At 67.1% G+C, this 14,632-nt stretch carries 11 protein-coding genes; 3 read left to right on the top strand and 8 right to left on the bottom strand.

Annotated features, from left to right (window positions below; genetic code table 11):
* Positions 1–309 (top strand): IS5/IS1182 family transposase (locus G524_RS0114470; RefSeq protein ID WP_027443049.1); only part of this gene is annotated, 309 nt, incomplete at its 5' end.
* Here the strand turns inward: G524_RS0114470 and G524_RS0114465 are convergent.
* From G524_RS0114465 to G524_RS0114440, 6 genes are all read right to left on the bottom strand, one after another.
* Complete coding sequence (locus G524_RS0114465) at positions 306–1,031, bottom strand: DUF3108 domain-containing protein (protein WP_245561395.1); 726 nt, start codon at positions 1,029–1,031, stop codon at positions 306–308. The two genes, G524_RS0114470 and G524_RS0114465, sit on opposite strands and share 4 nt — an antisense overlap.
* Positions 1,031–2,092 carry a nitrilase-related carbon-nitrogen hydrolase gene (locus tag G524_RS0114460; protein WP_027444330.1) on the bottom strand — a complete coding sequence of 354 codons (1,062 nt, stop codon included), beginning with the start codon at positions 2,090–2,092 and terminating at the stop codon, positions 1,031–1,033. The genes G524_RS0114465 and G524_RS0114460 overlap by 1 nt, the downstream gene beginning before the upstream one ends.
* Before the next feature lie 109 nt (positions 2,093–2,201).
* Positions 2,202–3,764, bottom strand: coding sequence for an FAD-binding oxidoreductase (locus G524_RS0114455; RefSeq protein WP_036858089.1), 1,563 nt, complete (start codon positions 3,762–3,764; stop codon positions 2,202–2,204).
* On the bottom strand, positions 3,764–5,077 hold the full coding sequence (locus tag G524_RS16145) for an MFS transporter (protein ID WP_245561394.1): 1,314 nt from the start codon (positions 5,075–5,077) through the stop codon (positions 3,764–3,766). Before G524_RS16145 ends, G524_RS0114455 begins: the two co-directional genes overlap by 1 nt.
* A 133-nt stretch (positions 5,078–5,210) precedes the next feature.
* The gene (locus G524_RS0114445) at positions 5,211–6,314 is read right to left on the bottom strand and encodes a VOC family protein (protein WP_027444328.1); all 1,104 of its coding nucleotides are present in this window, start codon (positions 6,312–6,314) and stop codon (positions 5,211–5,213) included.
* Positions 6,315–6,328: 14 nt separating this feature from the next.
* Entirely contained in the window at positions 6,329–8,557 is a 2,229-nt protein-coding gene (locus tag G524_RS0114440; protein ID WP_156894117.1) for a TonB-dependent receptor, read from the bottom strand.
* Between the two features lie 298 nt (positions 8,558–8,855).
* On the opposite strand from G524_RS0114440, the gene G524_RS0114435 reads away from it, so the two are divergent.
* A complete protein-coding gene (locus tag G524_RS0114435) occupies positions 8,856–9,530 on the top strand; it encodes a hypothetical protein (RefSeq protein ID WP_036858088.1) in 675 nt (224 codons plus the stop codon).
* Between the two features lie 149 nt (positions 9,531–9,679).
* Positions 9,680–12,181: a TonB-dependent receptor gene (locus G524_RS0114430; RefSeq protein WP_084625208.1), complete on the top strand. Its 2,502-nt coding sequence runs from the start codon at positions 9,680–9,682 to the stop codon at positions 12,179–12,181.
* A gap of 69 nt (positions 12,182–12,250) precedes the next feature.
* Here G524_RS0114430 and G524_RS0114425 read toward each other — a convergent pair whose 3' ends face one another.
* A complete protein-coding gene (locus G524_RS0114425) occupies positions 12,251–13,660 on the bottom strand; it encodes a flavin monoamine oxidase family protein (RefSeq protein WP_027444324.1) in 1,410 nt (469 codons plus the stop codon).
* Positions 13,661–13,662: 2 nt separating this feature from the next.
* Entirely contained in the window at positions 13,663–14,565 is a 903-nt protein-coding gene (locus tag G524_RS0114420; RefSeq protein WP_027444323.1) for a DUF1838 family protein, read from the bottom strand.
* Between the last annotated feature and the right edge of the window lie 67 nt (positions 14,566–14,632).

Here is a 14,632-nt window from a genome sequence, read left to right as displayed (position 1 = left end):
CTGCTCGAGGCCGTGCCGGAAGGCAGCATCTTCCTCGCCGACAAGGCCTATGACAGCGACGCCATCCGCGACAAGGTCGAGGCGCGCGGCAGCTTCGCCAACATCCCGCCAAAGGCCAACCGCAAGAAGGGCTTCGCCTTCAGCTCCTTCCTCTACCGCTATCGCAACCTGATCGAGCGCTTCTTCGGAAAACTCAAGCACGCCAGAGGCTTGGCCACGCGATACGACAAACGCGCCGACAACTTCCTCGCCGCTGCCAAACTCTTCTCAACTCGCCTATGGATCGCAGCTAATGAGTCCACGGCTTAGCGCGTGAGTTCGACGAGCTCGTAACGGTTCATCATGTAGCCATCGATCGCGCCATAGACGAGGATGCTGTCATCATCCGCCGTCACCCACATGTCGAAATCGGGGTGGCGCTCGCCCCCCATGCCCTCGGGGCTTTCATCGACATAGCGAAAGCGCCGGCAGGCAAAGGTGCCGGCGGCGACCGTGATCTCCTCCTCGCCCACATATTCCATCGTCATCGTCACCTCGGCGATCTGCGGGGCGGTGGCGCCGCGGTGATCGGCCGAGGGCAGGAAGAAGCGCAAGGCGCGCCGGTGCGGGCCGCGGGCGATATCGAGCAGCCGGGTGGTAAAGCCATCGCCCACCACCGGATGGGTGCCGAAGGCATCGAAGGTGCCCGCCGCGCGCCGCTCGGAATTGCGGCCAATCGCCGGGCCATAGCTTTCGCAGGTGATCTCGCCCGCCGCGCGGTCAAAGCGCATCCAGCCCGAGCCGAGGAATTGATCGCCGAGCGTGAGATGCACCAAAAGGTTGTGCGGCTTGCGATCGGGGCCGATGTGATAGATGAGGTTGCGCAGCACCGTGGGCTGCGGCTCCTCGATCTCGCAATGGGCGCTCATGATCACCGAGCCATCGGCATGGTGGGTGAAGGTGAAATGCTCGCGCCCGCGCTCGCTGCCCTCGCGCCCGGGCTTCATCGAAAGATAGCGGATCGTGCCGGAAACGGTGCGGTGCTGCATCATCAGATGATCCCTGCCTGGTCGAGCCGCGCGATCACCTCGGCCTGGGCGCGGGTGAAATGGTCACGATCGGGGATGCGCGGCTGGCCATCCACGATGAGGCCATTGGGCCCGGCAAAGGGCTCGGCCGCGGCGGCATAGGCCGCGGCAAAGAGCTGGGGCCGCTGGCGCGCCAGATAATTGGTCATGCCGGGCGTGCGGCGCGCGCGGCGCAGCGCGGCAAGATCGATCGCGGCAAAGGCGGTGAAGGTTTCGCCATCGCCCGATTGCGCCACCACGCGGCCCTTCCAGTCGACCACCTGCGAATTGCCATCGGCGCTTGCCAGCGGCATCGCCGTGCCGGAAATGCCCGCGGTGTTGGCCGAGACCACATAGGCAAGGTTTTCAAAGGCGCGGGCCTGCTTGGCGATGTCCTTGTTGGTGGCAATGGGCGAGCCGATCTCGGAGGAGGAATGGCAGAAGATCTCCGCGCCGCGCAGCGCCAGGGCGCGGGCGATTTCGGGATAGAGGATTTCCTCGCTGGCGATCGCCGCAAGATTGCCAATCTCGGTGCGCGCCACCGGAAAGACGCCCTCGATCCCGTATTTGTCGAGATAGGCGTCCCACACATCATGCGGCGAGGGCGCGAACATCGAAAGCAACCGGCGATAACGCAGCACCACCGCGCCCGAGGGGGCGATGATGAAGCAGGTCTGGAAATAGAAATCGGGGAAGGCCGGATCGGTCTCATAGGCATTGCCGGCAAGGTGGATGCCGAGCTTTTCGGCAAGCGCGCCGAGCGCGGCATATTCCGGCCCGTCAGCGGCAAAGCCCACCCTTGCGGCAAATTCGGGGATCGAGATGCGCCCGGGATAGGAGGTGAAGAGATATTCAGGCAGCACCACCAGCTTCACCGGCACGCCCGAATATTGCGCCACGAAGATCGCGCTGCTGCGGATCGTCGCTTCGAGCTCGGCGATATGGGCAAGGATCGCCGCGCGCGCCGCCGCGGCATCGCTCAGGCGCTCGAGCGAGCGGGCAGTGAGCTGCAATGCCATGGCGGAAAAAGGGGCAGGATCGGTCACGTTCTCATCCTTTGCGAAGAGGGCAGCAGGCTCGAGCTGCGGGCCAAGGGCCGCGATCAGCCCGGCGGCAAGCACCTGGCGCCGGCAGGGCTGCCATCGCACCGGCCCCTTACAGCCCCAGCACCCCGGGGTTCATCAGCCCCCGAGGATCGACCTTGGTCTTGAGCGCGCGCAGCATCTCCCAGGCGGCCGGATCATGGCTGGATGCCAACGGATAGGTGCGGGCGATCTGGAGGTGGATCGCGCCAAGGCGCTGGAACAGCGCGATCACCTCGCCCCTGAGCGTCTCGACCAGCGCATCGGCGGCCGGATCGGGAGCGAGCCTGGGCAGGCGGGCAAGGTGATCGGGCTCGACCGCGTGGGCGTGCAGCGGGTTGTGCGCCCCCGGCCAGTAGAACACCGGCTCGATCAGGCAGGCATGGCGCCCGGTGGCGGCCATCAGCGCCCCGGTTTCCACCTTGCGCTGCGCCATCTCCTCGCCATGGCGCGCCCACAGCGCCTGCAGCCCCTCCCAGGCTTCGACGAGGCGCGAATGGGGCAGGAAGCCGTGCACCGGCACCCAGCGCTCGCCCCCCGGCCCCAGCATCGAATTGGGCGGGGGGAAGGGGTTGGCGCGCAGGATCTTGGGCACGGTGTTCTCGACCACGCTCCCCCCATGCGCGCGCACGATCGCGGTGATCTCGGCCATGTCGGCCTCCACCGCGGCGCCATGCCGGCCCTCGGCGATGCAATGGAGGCTGAAGGCCGCGTCCTTGAGGAAGGAGCGCCCGGCGAGCGCCACCCGCGCGCCGCTGGTGAGCGCCTTGAGCACGCCGCCGGCCTTGGCCTCGGCCTTGATCATCCGGGTGAACTGGCGCGCATCGCTGGCGAGCGAATCGCGCTTCATCCGCTGGCTTTGGAGGAAAGGATCGAAGGCAAAGCTTTCCGAGGCAAGTTCGGCCCGGGCAATCGCGCTCATCGCCGCGAACAGGCCTTCGTGGCTGGCAAAGGCAAAGGAGCCATGGGCCTCGGCCCGGGCGGCCTCGACCAGCTTGAGCCGCACCCGCGCCTTGACCCCGAAGGCGCCGCAATCGGCAGCAAACAGGCCGGTGAGATCGGGGCCATAGGGGCGGAAGAAATCCGATCCGGTCGAAACCACCCGGCCATCGGCCAGCACCACGTCAAAGCTGATCGCGCCATCGACCACGGTGCCGCCGCGCGCGCCCCAGAACACCCCGTTCTGGCTCATCCCCCCGCCGATGGTGGCGCGGATGCCCGAAAGCGTGCCCCAGGCGAGCGCGCGCAGCCCGCGCGGGGCGAGCGCGGCGTTGAGCGCCTCCCAGGTGCAGCCGACCTCGACGAGGGCGGTAAGATCGGTCTCGTTGATCTCGACGATCCGGTTGAGCGCCCCGGTATCGACGAGGATGTGCGGCCCGGCAGCATAGAGATAGCCGCCGGTGTAGCTCATCCCCCCGCCGCGCGGGACGATGGCGATCCCGGCGCGCGTGGCAGCGCCGATCCCGGCGGCAAGCTCATCGACGCTCTGCGGGCGCAGCACTGCCAGCGGCGTTGCACCCTTGCCATAGACATCGTGGCTGTACAGGGCGAGGCTTGCCGCATCGGTGAGCAGCGCCTGCTCGGGCACGGCGGCGCGCAAGGGGGCAAGCGGATTGTCGGCGGCAAGGCTGGCCATCAGGCAGGCTCCATCGCGGCATCGCCCGCGGCCTCTCCCTCGGCCTCGGGCAGGGTTTCGGGATAGCGGCCGAGCAGCAGCAGCACCGCCCCGCCGAGCACGAACATTCCGATCGCCACCTTGAGGATCGGGTCATAGCTGCCGGTGCGGTCATAGACCTGGGCATAGATGATCGGCGAAGCGGCCGAGAACAGGCCGAAGGGCATGTAGAGCATGCCATAGATCTTGCCGTAATGGGCCATGCCGAAATAGCGCCCGGCAAGATAGGCGATGAGATCGCTTTCGGCCCCGGCGGCAAAGCCGAGCAGGAACCCGGCAGCGGCAGCGAGCGGGAAGGTGAGGCTGTCGCCCAGCAGGATCGCCGCCGAGATCGCCGGCAGGCACAAGAGCGGAAAGGCGACAACGCCCTGCCAGAAGCGATCGAGCAGCGCGCCGGTGAAGATCCGCCCGATGAGGATGCCGATGCCCAGCACCCCCATCACGCTCGCCGCGGTCTCGGCCGCAACGCCGCTGAGGCCAAGGATGGTCGGCATGTTGATGAAGGCCCCGCCAAAGGCGGTGGCGATGAGCGCGATCGACACCCAGATGAGCCAGAAGCGATAATCGCCAAGCGCAGTCCCTAGCTTGACCCCGGTGAGCCGCCCCGAGGCGCTGGCGATCGCGCGCGGCCGTTCGTCCTCGCGCGGTTCGCGGAACAGGAAGAAAGCAAGCACCAGCGCCGCGGCCGGGAACAGCGCCACGATCGGGAACATGCCGCGCCAGCCGAAGGCGGAGATCGCCCACACCGCCACCTTGGGCACCACCATCGCGGCAAGGCTGGTGCCCATCAGCAGGATGCCGAGCGCAAGGCCCCGGTGGCGGAAGAACCACAAGTTGATCGCCCGGCTCCAGGTCACCGGGGTCGAGCCGATGCCGACCAGCCCGACCACCACCCACAAGGCGTAATAGACCGGCAGGACATCCGCCCCCGCCCCGCGCGGGGTAAGGCCGATCGCGGCGAAGGACAGGCCAAAGGCAAACAGCGACCACAGCGCCACCCGCCGCACCCCGAAGCGATCGGCCATCCAGCCGAACAGCGGGGCAAGCAGCGCGGCGATGACGCCGAAGATGGTGATCGGGATCACCGCCTCGGTCTGCGACCAGCCGAATTCGGCCTTGAGCGGCGCGGTGGTAAAGCCGATGACATTGTAGGGGATGGGCGAGGCGCCGCACATCACGCCGAACAATCCGGCAACAAGCACCGGCCAACCCTTGGCAAATTCGCCGCGCTCGGCAAGCGCGGGCGGGGCCGCTGAGGCTTCAGACTGGTTCACGCGCGTGCTCCCCTCGCTTTGGGCCGCTCCTCTGGCCGCTCCTCTGGCCGCTCGTGTGGCCTCTGGTGTGGCCTCTCCGGCGCCGCCAGCTTGGCGCGGTGGGCGGCAAATGTCGCTGGCAACTTCGCGCGCATCACGGGGCGGCGTAGAATTCGGTCAGGTTGCCATCGGGATCGCGCAGCGCGGCGATATCCACCACCCCCAGGGCGGTGATGGCAACCTCTTGCGCCTGATATGCGGGCGCGGCGCCCCTGGCGCGCAGGTGGGCCATATAGGCGGCGAAGGCCCGCACCGGATAGCGCACCGAGATGATCCCGAAATTGGGGGGCGAGGCCTGGGCGCTGAGATCGCGCCCGGCAAGCCCGACGAACTGCATCACCTCGATCCGCCCGGTCTCGCCCGGCAGCATGGGCTGCACCACCGCGGCCTGGCGCACGATGCCGGTGGCAAGGTTGGCGGGAACTGAGAAATTGTTGGGCCGCGGCTCGGGATCGGTGTAGGGCGCATCGAACAGCGTGGCAAAGCCCAGCACCTCGCGATACCAGGCAAGGCTCCTCGGCTGATCCTTCACCATCCGCATCGAATTGAAGGCCTGGCTCAGCCTGCCGACGGGAAAGTCGGTGAAGGGCGGGGCGCTGCGCTGGTAGAGCGCGTAATTGACCCCGTGCGGTCCCTGCACCACGACATTGACGAGCTGCGATCCGCCGAAGGCAAAGCGATAGGGCTCGCTCTCGGCCCACCAGCCGCGGGCGATCGCGGCATCGAACAGGGCCTGCACATCCTCGCTGCGCAGCATGATCGAGAAGATGCCGCCCGTATCCCAGGGCCGCGCGGCAAGGCGGATCGGGCGCTGCGGCCCGGCATTGTCGAAGCGCACGAAGCGGATACAGCCGGTCTCGACCCCGGCGGCGCAGATCAGCCGAAAGGCGCCCGCGGCGGTATCGGGCAGCTTCCAATAGGCAAGTTCCGCGCGCGAGAGCGGCCCTGCGGCGACCTCTTGCCAGCCGCCATCCTCGATCAGCCAGGCGGCGCTCTTATCAAGATCGGCGACGCTCACCACCGCCTCGCGCCACGGGCCAACCCCGAAGGCGGAGGCGGCGGTGACGCCTTGCGGGTCCGGCGATCGGGCGTTGGTCGCTGGGGCGCTCGTCGCCGCCCCCAGCGCCAGGGCGGCGCCGAGGGCGGCAAACCAGCGCGCCGCGCCGATGCGGCCAGCGAGGAGCGCCCGCGCGCGCACCGCGACCGCGCGCCCTAGAACTGGAACCCGATATCGAAGCCCACGGTCAGCGGCGGGGCGGCAAAGACCTGGTTCTGGCGGGTGGGCACGTTGAAGGTGTTGGCGCGGAAATATTCCCGATCGGTGAGGTTCTTGCCCCAGACCGTGAAGCGCCACGGCCCGGTGGTGTAGCCCATGCGCGCATCGATCCGCACCCCGGGCTGCTGCTTGGTCCCGGGCACATTGGCAACGAGGCCAAAGCTGTCGCTTTCATAGGCAATATCGCTGCCGATGAAGAAATCGCCGTCGCCCAGCGCAAAATCATAGATGAAGCCGCCAAGCAGCTTCCACTCCGGCGCGTTCTTCATCTCGAGGCCCAGCGCGCATTCTATCACCTGCTGGCGATATTGCTCGGTATTGGGCGTGGCGGTGACATTGGTGCAGGCCAGCCCCGGCACGGTGTTGGTGCTGTTGCTGAGCAGGCCCGCCTGATCGAAGTTGAGCCGGCGATATTCGGCATCGAGCCAGCTGCCATTGGCGTAGATGGTCAGGCCATCGACCGGGCGCAGCTGGGCTTCGACCTCGATCCCCTGGATGCGCGCCTTGCCGGCATTGATGCGGGTGAAGGCGCCGTTGGGCAGGGTGCCGCTGATCTGGAGATCCTGATAGTCGTTGTTGAAATAGGTGATGTTGAAGGTGCCCCGCCGATCCCAGAACTGGGTGCGCAGGCCCACCTCGATGCTGTCAAGCTCCTCCTGATCGACCGCGCGGAAACAGGCGAGCGGGCTGAAGCAGTCCGAGGAGACCCCCGGGGTCTTGATGCCGGTGGCATAGGAGGCATAGACCATCACGTCCTCGGTGATCTTGTAGTCGGCCTTGGCCGTCCACACGATGTCCGAGATATCCGAACGGCGCACGATATTGGTGCCGAAGCCGGCGAGCGGCCCGCCGGCATTGCCGACGAAATCGCGGCTTTCATCGATCCAGCGCAGGCCCCCGGTGAGCGTCAGCGCATCGGTGAGCGCAAGGCGCGCCTGGCCGAAGAGCGAGAAGCTCTCGGTCACCACGTCGTTCTGGAAGGGGAAGATGAACTGGTAATCGAGGTTGACATCCTCGTAGTAGTAATAGGCCCCGGCGGTGAAGTTGACCGGCCCATCAAAGGCGGTGTTGACCAGCAGCTCCTGGCTCACCTGATATTGTTCGGTCTGCTGGAAGAAGGGGAAGGAGATGAAGCTTTTGAGATCATCCTTCATCGAGCGCAGGGCCGAGATCGAGGTGATCGCAAAGCTGTCATAGTCGCCTTCGAGCTGGATCGAGGCGCCCCAGGTCTCGACCTCGCTGCCATAGTTGGTGAAGCAGCCGATCGGCAGGAAATTGGCCGGGGTGGCGGCCGAACAGGTGACATTGGGCGCCGGTTCGATGGTGAAGATGTCGCCATCGCGGTCCTTGACCACCGCAGGGTTGGAGCTGCGATCCACCAGCGAGGAGGGCGAAGGATCGCTGTTGTCCTTGGTGTAGTCGAACACCGCCTTGACGCTCCAGCGCGGGCTCATCTCGCCATAGAGGCTGGCGCGCACCGAGAACAGCTCCTGCTCGCCCACTTCGGTGCCGGCCTGGGCGGCAAAGGCGCCGTTGGGGTTGAGCTTCCAGAACCCGTCGCGCCGGGCATAGAGGCCCGCGACGCGCACCGCGAGGCTATCGGCGAGCGCGGCATTGACGATGCCGGTGGCGCGCACGCGGTTGTAATTGCCGTAGCCGACTTCGCCGCTGAAGGAGTTCTCGCCCAGCTTGGGCGTCACCGAGGTGAACTTGATCGCCCCGCCATTGGTGTTGCGCCCATAGAGCGTGCCCTGCGGCCCGCGCAGCACCTCGACCTGGGCGATATCGACGAGATCGAACAGCGAGCCGACGGTGCGGCCGAGATAGACGTTGTCGATATAGATGCCGATCGCCGGATCGACCGCGCCGCGCGATTCGTCCTCGCCCACCCCGCGGAAGAAGATGCGCGCCGAGTTGGCCGTGCCGGTCCCGGCGGTGATCACCACGCCCGGCACCTGCGCCGCGATATCGGTGGAGTTGAAAATCTGGCGCTGCTGGAGATCCTCGGCATTGAGCGCGGTGACCGCGGCGGGCACGTCCTGCAGCCGCTCGGACCGGCGCTGGGCGGTGACGATGATGTCGGTGCTGGCGGCCTCGGCTTCGGCTTCGGCCGCGCTGTCGGCATCCTGGGCCGCGGCCACCGCAGGAAGGCCGGCAAGCGCCATCACCGCGGCCGCCGAGGCCAGGAGGCGGAGCCGGCGCGCGCCACGAGAGGTCGGCCGCCGGTGGAGAGAGTGCGCATTCTTCATGTCTGGACAAGCCCCTTCGCTCGATTTCACCCTGTGTGAGGCCCGCCCGACAATTGCCGTGGCGGGGGGTGTTCCCCTGCTCTGGTTGCAGAGTTGTCCGGACAAATGCTTGCTTGTCAAGCGGGGAAATGCAATTTGTCCGGACAGATCGAACGATTCTTTCGCCCGCTGCGTCCGGCGGGCAACATTGCGCTGCTTTCAACAGGGGCTTGCCATGCAGGATTACGCCTATGGTGCGCTGGTCTATGCGCACCTGCTGCTGTTCGTGCTGTGGCTGGGGGCCGATGTCGGGGTGTTCCTGCTCGGCCAGCATTTCCGCCGGCGGCAGGATTACACGCTCGAACAGCGTCTTGCGCTGCTCAAGCTCCTGGTCGAGGTCGACATGGTGCCGCGCAGCGCCTGGGCGCTGATGGTGCCGCTCTCGCTCAGCGTGGCAAGCGCCGGGGGCTGGTGGGCGGTGCCGCCGGGCCTGTTGTGGGGCGCCTGGGCGGTGGGGCTGGGCTGGCTGTGGCTGATGTGGGATTCGCACCGCCACGACATGACCCCGCGCGCCGCGCGCAACCGCCGCATCGAGGGCTGGCTGCGCTGGCTGATCGGGGCCTTCTATCTCGGCCTTGGCGCGCACAGCCTGTGGCTGGGAACGCCGCTGGCGCCCACGTGGCTCGCGCTCAAGGCGCTGCTGTTCGGCCTTATCTTCGTGGCCGCGATCATGATTGATGTGACCTTCAAGCCGGTCGGCGCGCAGCTGGCCGCGGTGATCGAACAGGGCTCGAGCGATGCCACCGAAATCCCGCTGCGCCGCACCATGGACTGCACCCGGGTGTGGGTGTGGACGGTCTATCTGCTGCTCCTCGTCACCGCCTTCCTCGGCAATGTGAAGCCGCTCTAGCCCTGCGCGGCGTGGCCCTCATGCCACACCCGGCGCAGATAGTTGCGGATGCATGACAAGATTTGTCTGGACAAATTTGTCCGGACAGCAAAGTATGATGGTGAGGGAAAAGGCCGCGGCTGCGGCCAACGCGTCACGAGGGGGAAGTCATGAAGTCTTTGATTCGTAGTTCTTTTCTCGCCGCCACCGCGCTCACTCCCGGCGTGGTGATGGCACAGGATATGATGCAGGATGACGCGGCGGATGTCGCGCGCGAGGCTGATGCCGCGGCGATCTCGCCCACCGATATCGTGGTCACCGCGCGCAAGACCGAGGAGCGCCTGCAGGAAGCGCCGCTCGCGGTTGCCGTGGTCACCTCCGCCACGATCGACCGGCTCGGCTTCAACAGCCTCACCGATCTCACCCGCGCCACCGCGGGCCTGGTCTTTGACGACAGCTTCGGGCGCGATGCCAACCGCCCGGTGGTGCGCGGCCAGGCCAATATCCTCGGCGATTCCGGCGTCGCCTTCTTCATCGACGGGATCTATTTCAACGGCTCGCTCGCCGATTACGATATCGACTCGATCGAGCGCATCGAGGTGGTCAAGGGCCCGCAGAGCGCGCTCTATGGTCGCAACACCTATTCGGGGGCGATCAACATCGTCTCCAAGATGCCCTCGAGCCGCTGGCGCGGGCGGCTCCAGGCCGATGTCGCCGAAGGGGCGACCTATGACATCAGCGGCAATGTCTCCGGCCCGCTGGCGCCGGGCCTCGGGCTGATCCTCGGCGGGCGCTATTTCAAGAACGAGGGGCTGTTCACCAACCAGTTCGACGGCACGCCGATCGGGGTGCAGGAAACCCAATCGGCCTTTGCCATGCTCAAGTATGACAATGGCGGCGCGCTGCGCGTGGGTCTGCGCGGCAATTACACCCGCACCCGCGATGGCCAGCCGGCGATCTTCGCCACCGATGCCAACGAGAACAACTGCCTGTTCGACAATGGCGGCCTCTATCGCGGGCAGGGCCGTTACTTCTGCGGGGTGATCCGCCCGCGCCCGGTCTCGAGCGACTATGCGCTCCAGTTCGGCGATGAGTTCGTCGGCAATGCCATCGACACCTGGAACACCGGCCTGTCGATCGAGATCGATCTGGCCGACAATCTCACGCTCACCTCGCTCACCGGCTACAACAGCCGCGAGGCGGTGCAGCGCACCGATGGCGACTATTCGCCCAACCGCTTCCAGGGGGTGATCTTCGCCGCCATCCCGCTCGGCCCGCCCAGCGTTCCCAGGGTCCCGCACGGCTTTGCCAGCTCGCAGACCGATTTTTCCTTCTCGAACGAATCCAAGCGCACCGACTGGCAGCAGGAATTGCGCCTGCAATACACCACCGATTGGGGGCGCTTGCTGCTCGGCGGGTTCTACTGGGATCAGGACAGCCGCTCGGCCGACAACCGCGTGCTGCCGCCCGGCGCCCAGGCCGAGGCCAACGCCAACATGATCGCCGCGCGCCAGGCGCTGTGCGCGCAGCTGCCGCGCTGCCTCTCGCCCATCCTCGGCCCGCCCTTCCCGCTCGGCAGCCTCCAGGAAAGCCGCAACAATGCGCGCGATGACATCCGCAACATCGCGGTGTTCGGCTCGATCTCGTTCAACCTCACCGATGAACTCTCGATCAGCGCCGAGGGCCGCTATCAGGAGGAGCGCATCCGCACCCGGGCGCAGACCGCGACCGTGGCGTCCGGCAATATTGGCGCGCCGGTGGTGGCCGAGGCGACCTTCAAGGAATTCCTGCCGCGCATCACGGTCGATTATCAGCTTTCGCCCGACAACCTGCTCTATGCGGTCTATGCCGAGGGGCAGAAGCCCGGCGGGTTCAATGGCCCGGCGGCGATCTCGGTGGGGCGGGCGACCTTCGGCGCCGAGGACGTGAAGTCCTATGAAATCGGCTCGAAAAACACCTTCCTCGATGGCAAGCTGCTGGTCAACCTCGCGCTGTTCCACAACCGCATCGAGGGCTATCAGCTCACCCAGCCGGTGCAGGTGATCAACCCGCCGGCAGCGCCGCAGCAGGTCTCGGCGATCAACAACGCCGGCGATGTCAGGATCAACGGCTTCGAGCTCGAGATCCTCGCGCGCCCCAGCCCGGAGCTGACGTTGACGGCCAATTATGCCTATGCCGACAGCCGCTTCCGCAACGGGCTGGACGAGAACCAGGGCGTGCTCAACGACGTGGCCGACGATGGCCTTGTCAATTGCTCGACCGGAGACCAGTTCCCCGACATTTCCGGCTGCCAGTCGCGCTTTGGCGACATCACCGGCAAGTCGCTGCCGCGCGCGCCCAACCACACGGTGTTCGTCGATCTCGATTATCGCCGCGACATCGGCAGCTCGGGCTGGCAGGCATTTGCCGGGATCAACGCCTATCTGCTCTCGAGCAGCTTTGCCCAGGTGCACAATCTCGCCAAGACCGGCGATTCGGTGGTCTCCGACATCCGCCTCGGGGCGCAGAACGACAACCTGCGTATCCAGCTTTATGTCCGCAACCTCTTCGATGAGGACACGGTCAACCAGCTGATCCGCTATGCCGATGCCAACCGCGATCTGCGCCGCAACTTCATCGCCGGCCTGCGCCCGCCGCGGCGCTTCGGGGTGATTGCCGAACTGCGGTTCTGATCACGCACAGCGCTCCCCAGGGGAAGGGGCGGGAAGGCAGGCGCTTTCCCGCCCCTTGTTGCGTCTTGCTCAGGCGCGCGCGAGAATCGAAAGGGCCGCCGCCTCGGCGCTCTCGAGCGCGCCTTCCATGCCCTGGGACACCGGCCCCAGGTGCTCGCCGGCAAAGTGGAGGCGCGTTCCCTTCCAGGCGATGGCCGCGGAAAGCTCTGCCGCCTGGCCGGTGCCGATGTGGTGATAGATGCCGCGGGCGAGCGGATTGCTCTGCCAGGAAAACAGCCTGATGCTGGTGATCTGGCCGCGCGCCGCGGGGCGGATCGCCTCGATCAGCGGCACCAGCACCGCGCGCACGCGGGCCTCGCCCATGCGCTCGAGCGCATCGGCCCCGGCGCCGAAGGTCCACAGTTTGAGCATCGGCGGATCATCGCCCAGCACGAAGATCCGCCCGATCAGCGGGTGATCGCTCCAGATCGTCTCGGGCGCGCCGTCCTCGCGCCAGAAGGGGCGGCGCGCGGCGATATAGGCAAAGCTGGCGCGGGTATAGGGCAGTGCGGCGATCATCCCGGCAAGTTCGGGCGGCAGCTCGGCCGCGATTGGCACCTCGCGCAGCGCGGCAAAGGGGATGGTGCACAGCACGTGGCGCGCCGCGATGGAGCCGCGATCGGTGATCACCTCGGCCCCGGCCTCGTCCGCGCGGATCGCCCGCACCTTCTGGCCGAGCCGCACCTCGCCCCTGAGCGCGCGCGCCATCGCCTCGGGCAGGCGCTGCGAGCCGCCGCGCACGATCAGCGTCGGGCCTGGCCCGGCCTGGCGCAGCGCCACCGCGCGCGCGGGGGAGAGCGCGGACATGCCGGCAAGGCTGTTGCCGTTGAAATTGGCATCGATCAGCCGCCGCGCCTCGGCGCTGGCCCCGGCCCGGCGCAGCGCCTCGTCATAGCTGATGTCGGCTTCCGCCGGGGCGGTCTGCCAGTCTGCCGGGCTGGCGAGCGCGGGCAGGGCGCGGCCATAGAAGCCGGCAAGGGCAAAGGGCGGCACGGCACGTTCCGCCCCGCTCAGGCGGTTGGCAGGCGCGCTGGCCCAGTCCTCGGGCGCAAGGCTGGTGCCGTTGATGTGGAGCAGCGCCGTGGGCGAGCCGGCCGCGCCCACCCCGGCGCCGGGGCTTTCATCGAGCGCCACGCCCAGCCGCGCGGCGATGGCGCGCAGCAGGCGATAGTTCTGTCCGATCTGGATGCCGCCCGCCTCAGGCCGGCCGGGCAGGTGATCGAGCGTGTGGAGCCGCCCGCCGATCCGCTGTGCGGCCTCGATCACCCGCACCGCAAGGCCCGCCTGTTCAAGCAGATGGGCGGCGTGCAGGCCGGCCAGCCCGGCGCCGATCACCACCACGTCATACTGGGTGCGCCCCCAGGCCCGGCGCGGGGCCAGGGCGGCAGCGAGCGCCGCCGCGCCCCCGGCAATCACCCCGCGCCGCGAAAGCACAGGCATTGCTATTGCTGCGCCTTGCGCGCTTCCATCAGGGTCTTGAACTTGCTCCAGGTGGTCTCGTTGGGGCGCATGTCGTCCTTGGGCGGCGCATCCTCGTAGATCGGGTAATTGGCGCGGATCTCGCGCTTGAGCACCTCGGGCAGCTCCTCGAACCCGCCGGGCAGCTTGCGGCCCATGGCGTTGAACACCATCTGCCCGGGCCGGTCGCCCATCTCCATCCACGGCGCCCATTGCGACACCCGCACCCAGCTCACCATCGGATAGGCCGTGGGCGTCTTAGGATTGTAAAGCTCGCTCTTGAGCGCGGCGAAATCAAAGATCTCCATCGCGTGATAGGTGCCCCCGACATAGTTCTGATAGGCGCCCTGGAGCGGGTTGGGATAGAACAGCGGCGCCTCGAAGGGCATGAACACCCAGGGGCCGGCCTCGCGCAGCGCGGCGATGCGATAGGGCGAGCCATCGGCATTGCGGGCGAAGTTGGGTCGCCCGTTGACCGGGTCATTGTGGATGTGCATCACCTCCACCGTCTGGCCGGTATAGGGGTTGGTCCATTGCCGCAGCACCTCGCCGGTGACCGGATCGAGCATCAGCATCACCTCGCGGCTGACCAGACGCCAGCCCTTGCCGCGCTCGGGATCATTGACCTCGACGCAGCGGCGGATGTTCATGCCCTCGCCCTTGAACAGCAGCTTGTCGGGCTGGCCCGGGCTGCGGCCATAGATATTGCCCGACCAGTGGAACACCGCGGGCTTGTCTTCGGAGATGCCGCATTGCACGCGCTTCATGATCTGCAGCGCATCTTCGGGCTTGGCCGGATCGAGCATCTGCGCCGCCGCCGGAGCGGCCAGCGCGCCCGCGGCAAGGCTGGCGCCGAGCAGCAGCGAGTGCAGGAATTTCATGGTCATTCTCCCTCCTTGATGGATCTGCTCGGGCAAGCTTGCCGCCCAGATGTCCGGACAAATTGCAAATTTG

The organism is Erythrobacter cryptus DSM 12079, assembly GCF_000422985.1.
Classification (GTDB): Bacteria; Pseudomonadota; Alphaproteobacteria; order Sphingomonadales; family Sphingomonadaceae; genus Erythrobacter; species Erythrobacter cryptus.
Note: the sequence above shows the minus strand (reverse complement) of the source record. Positions and strands in the feature narration are given on the sequence as shown.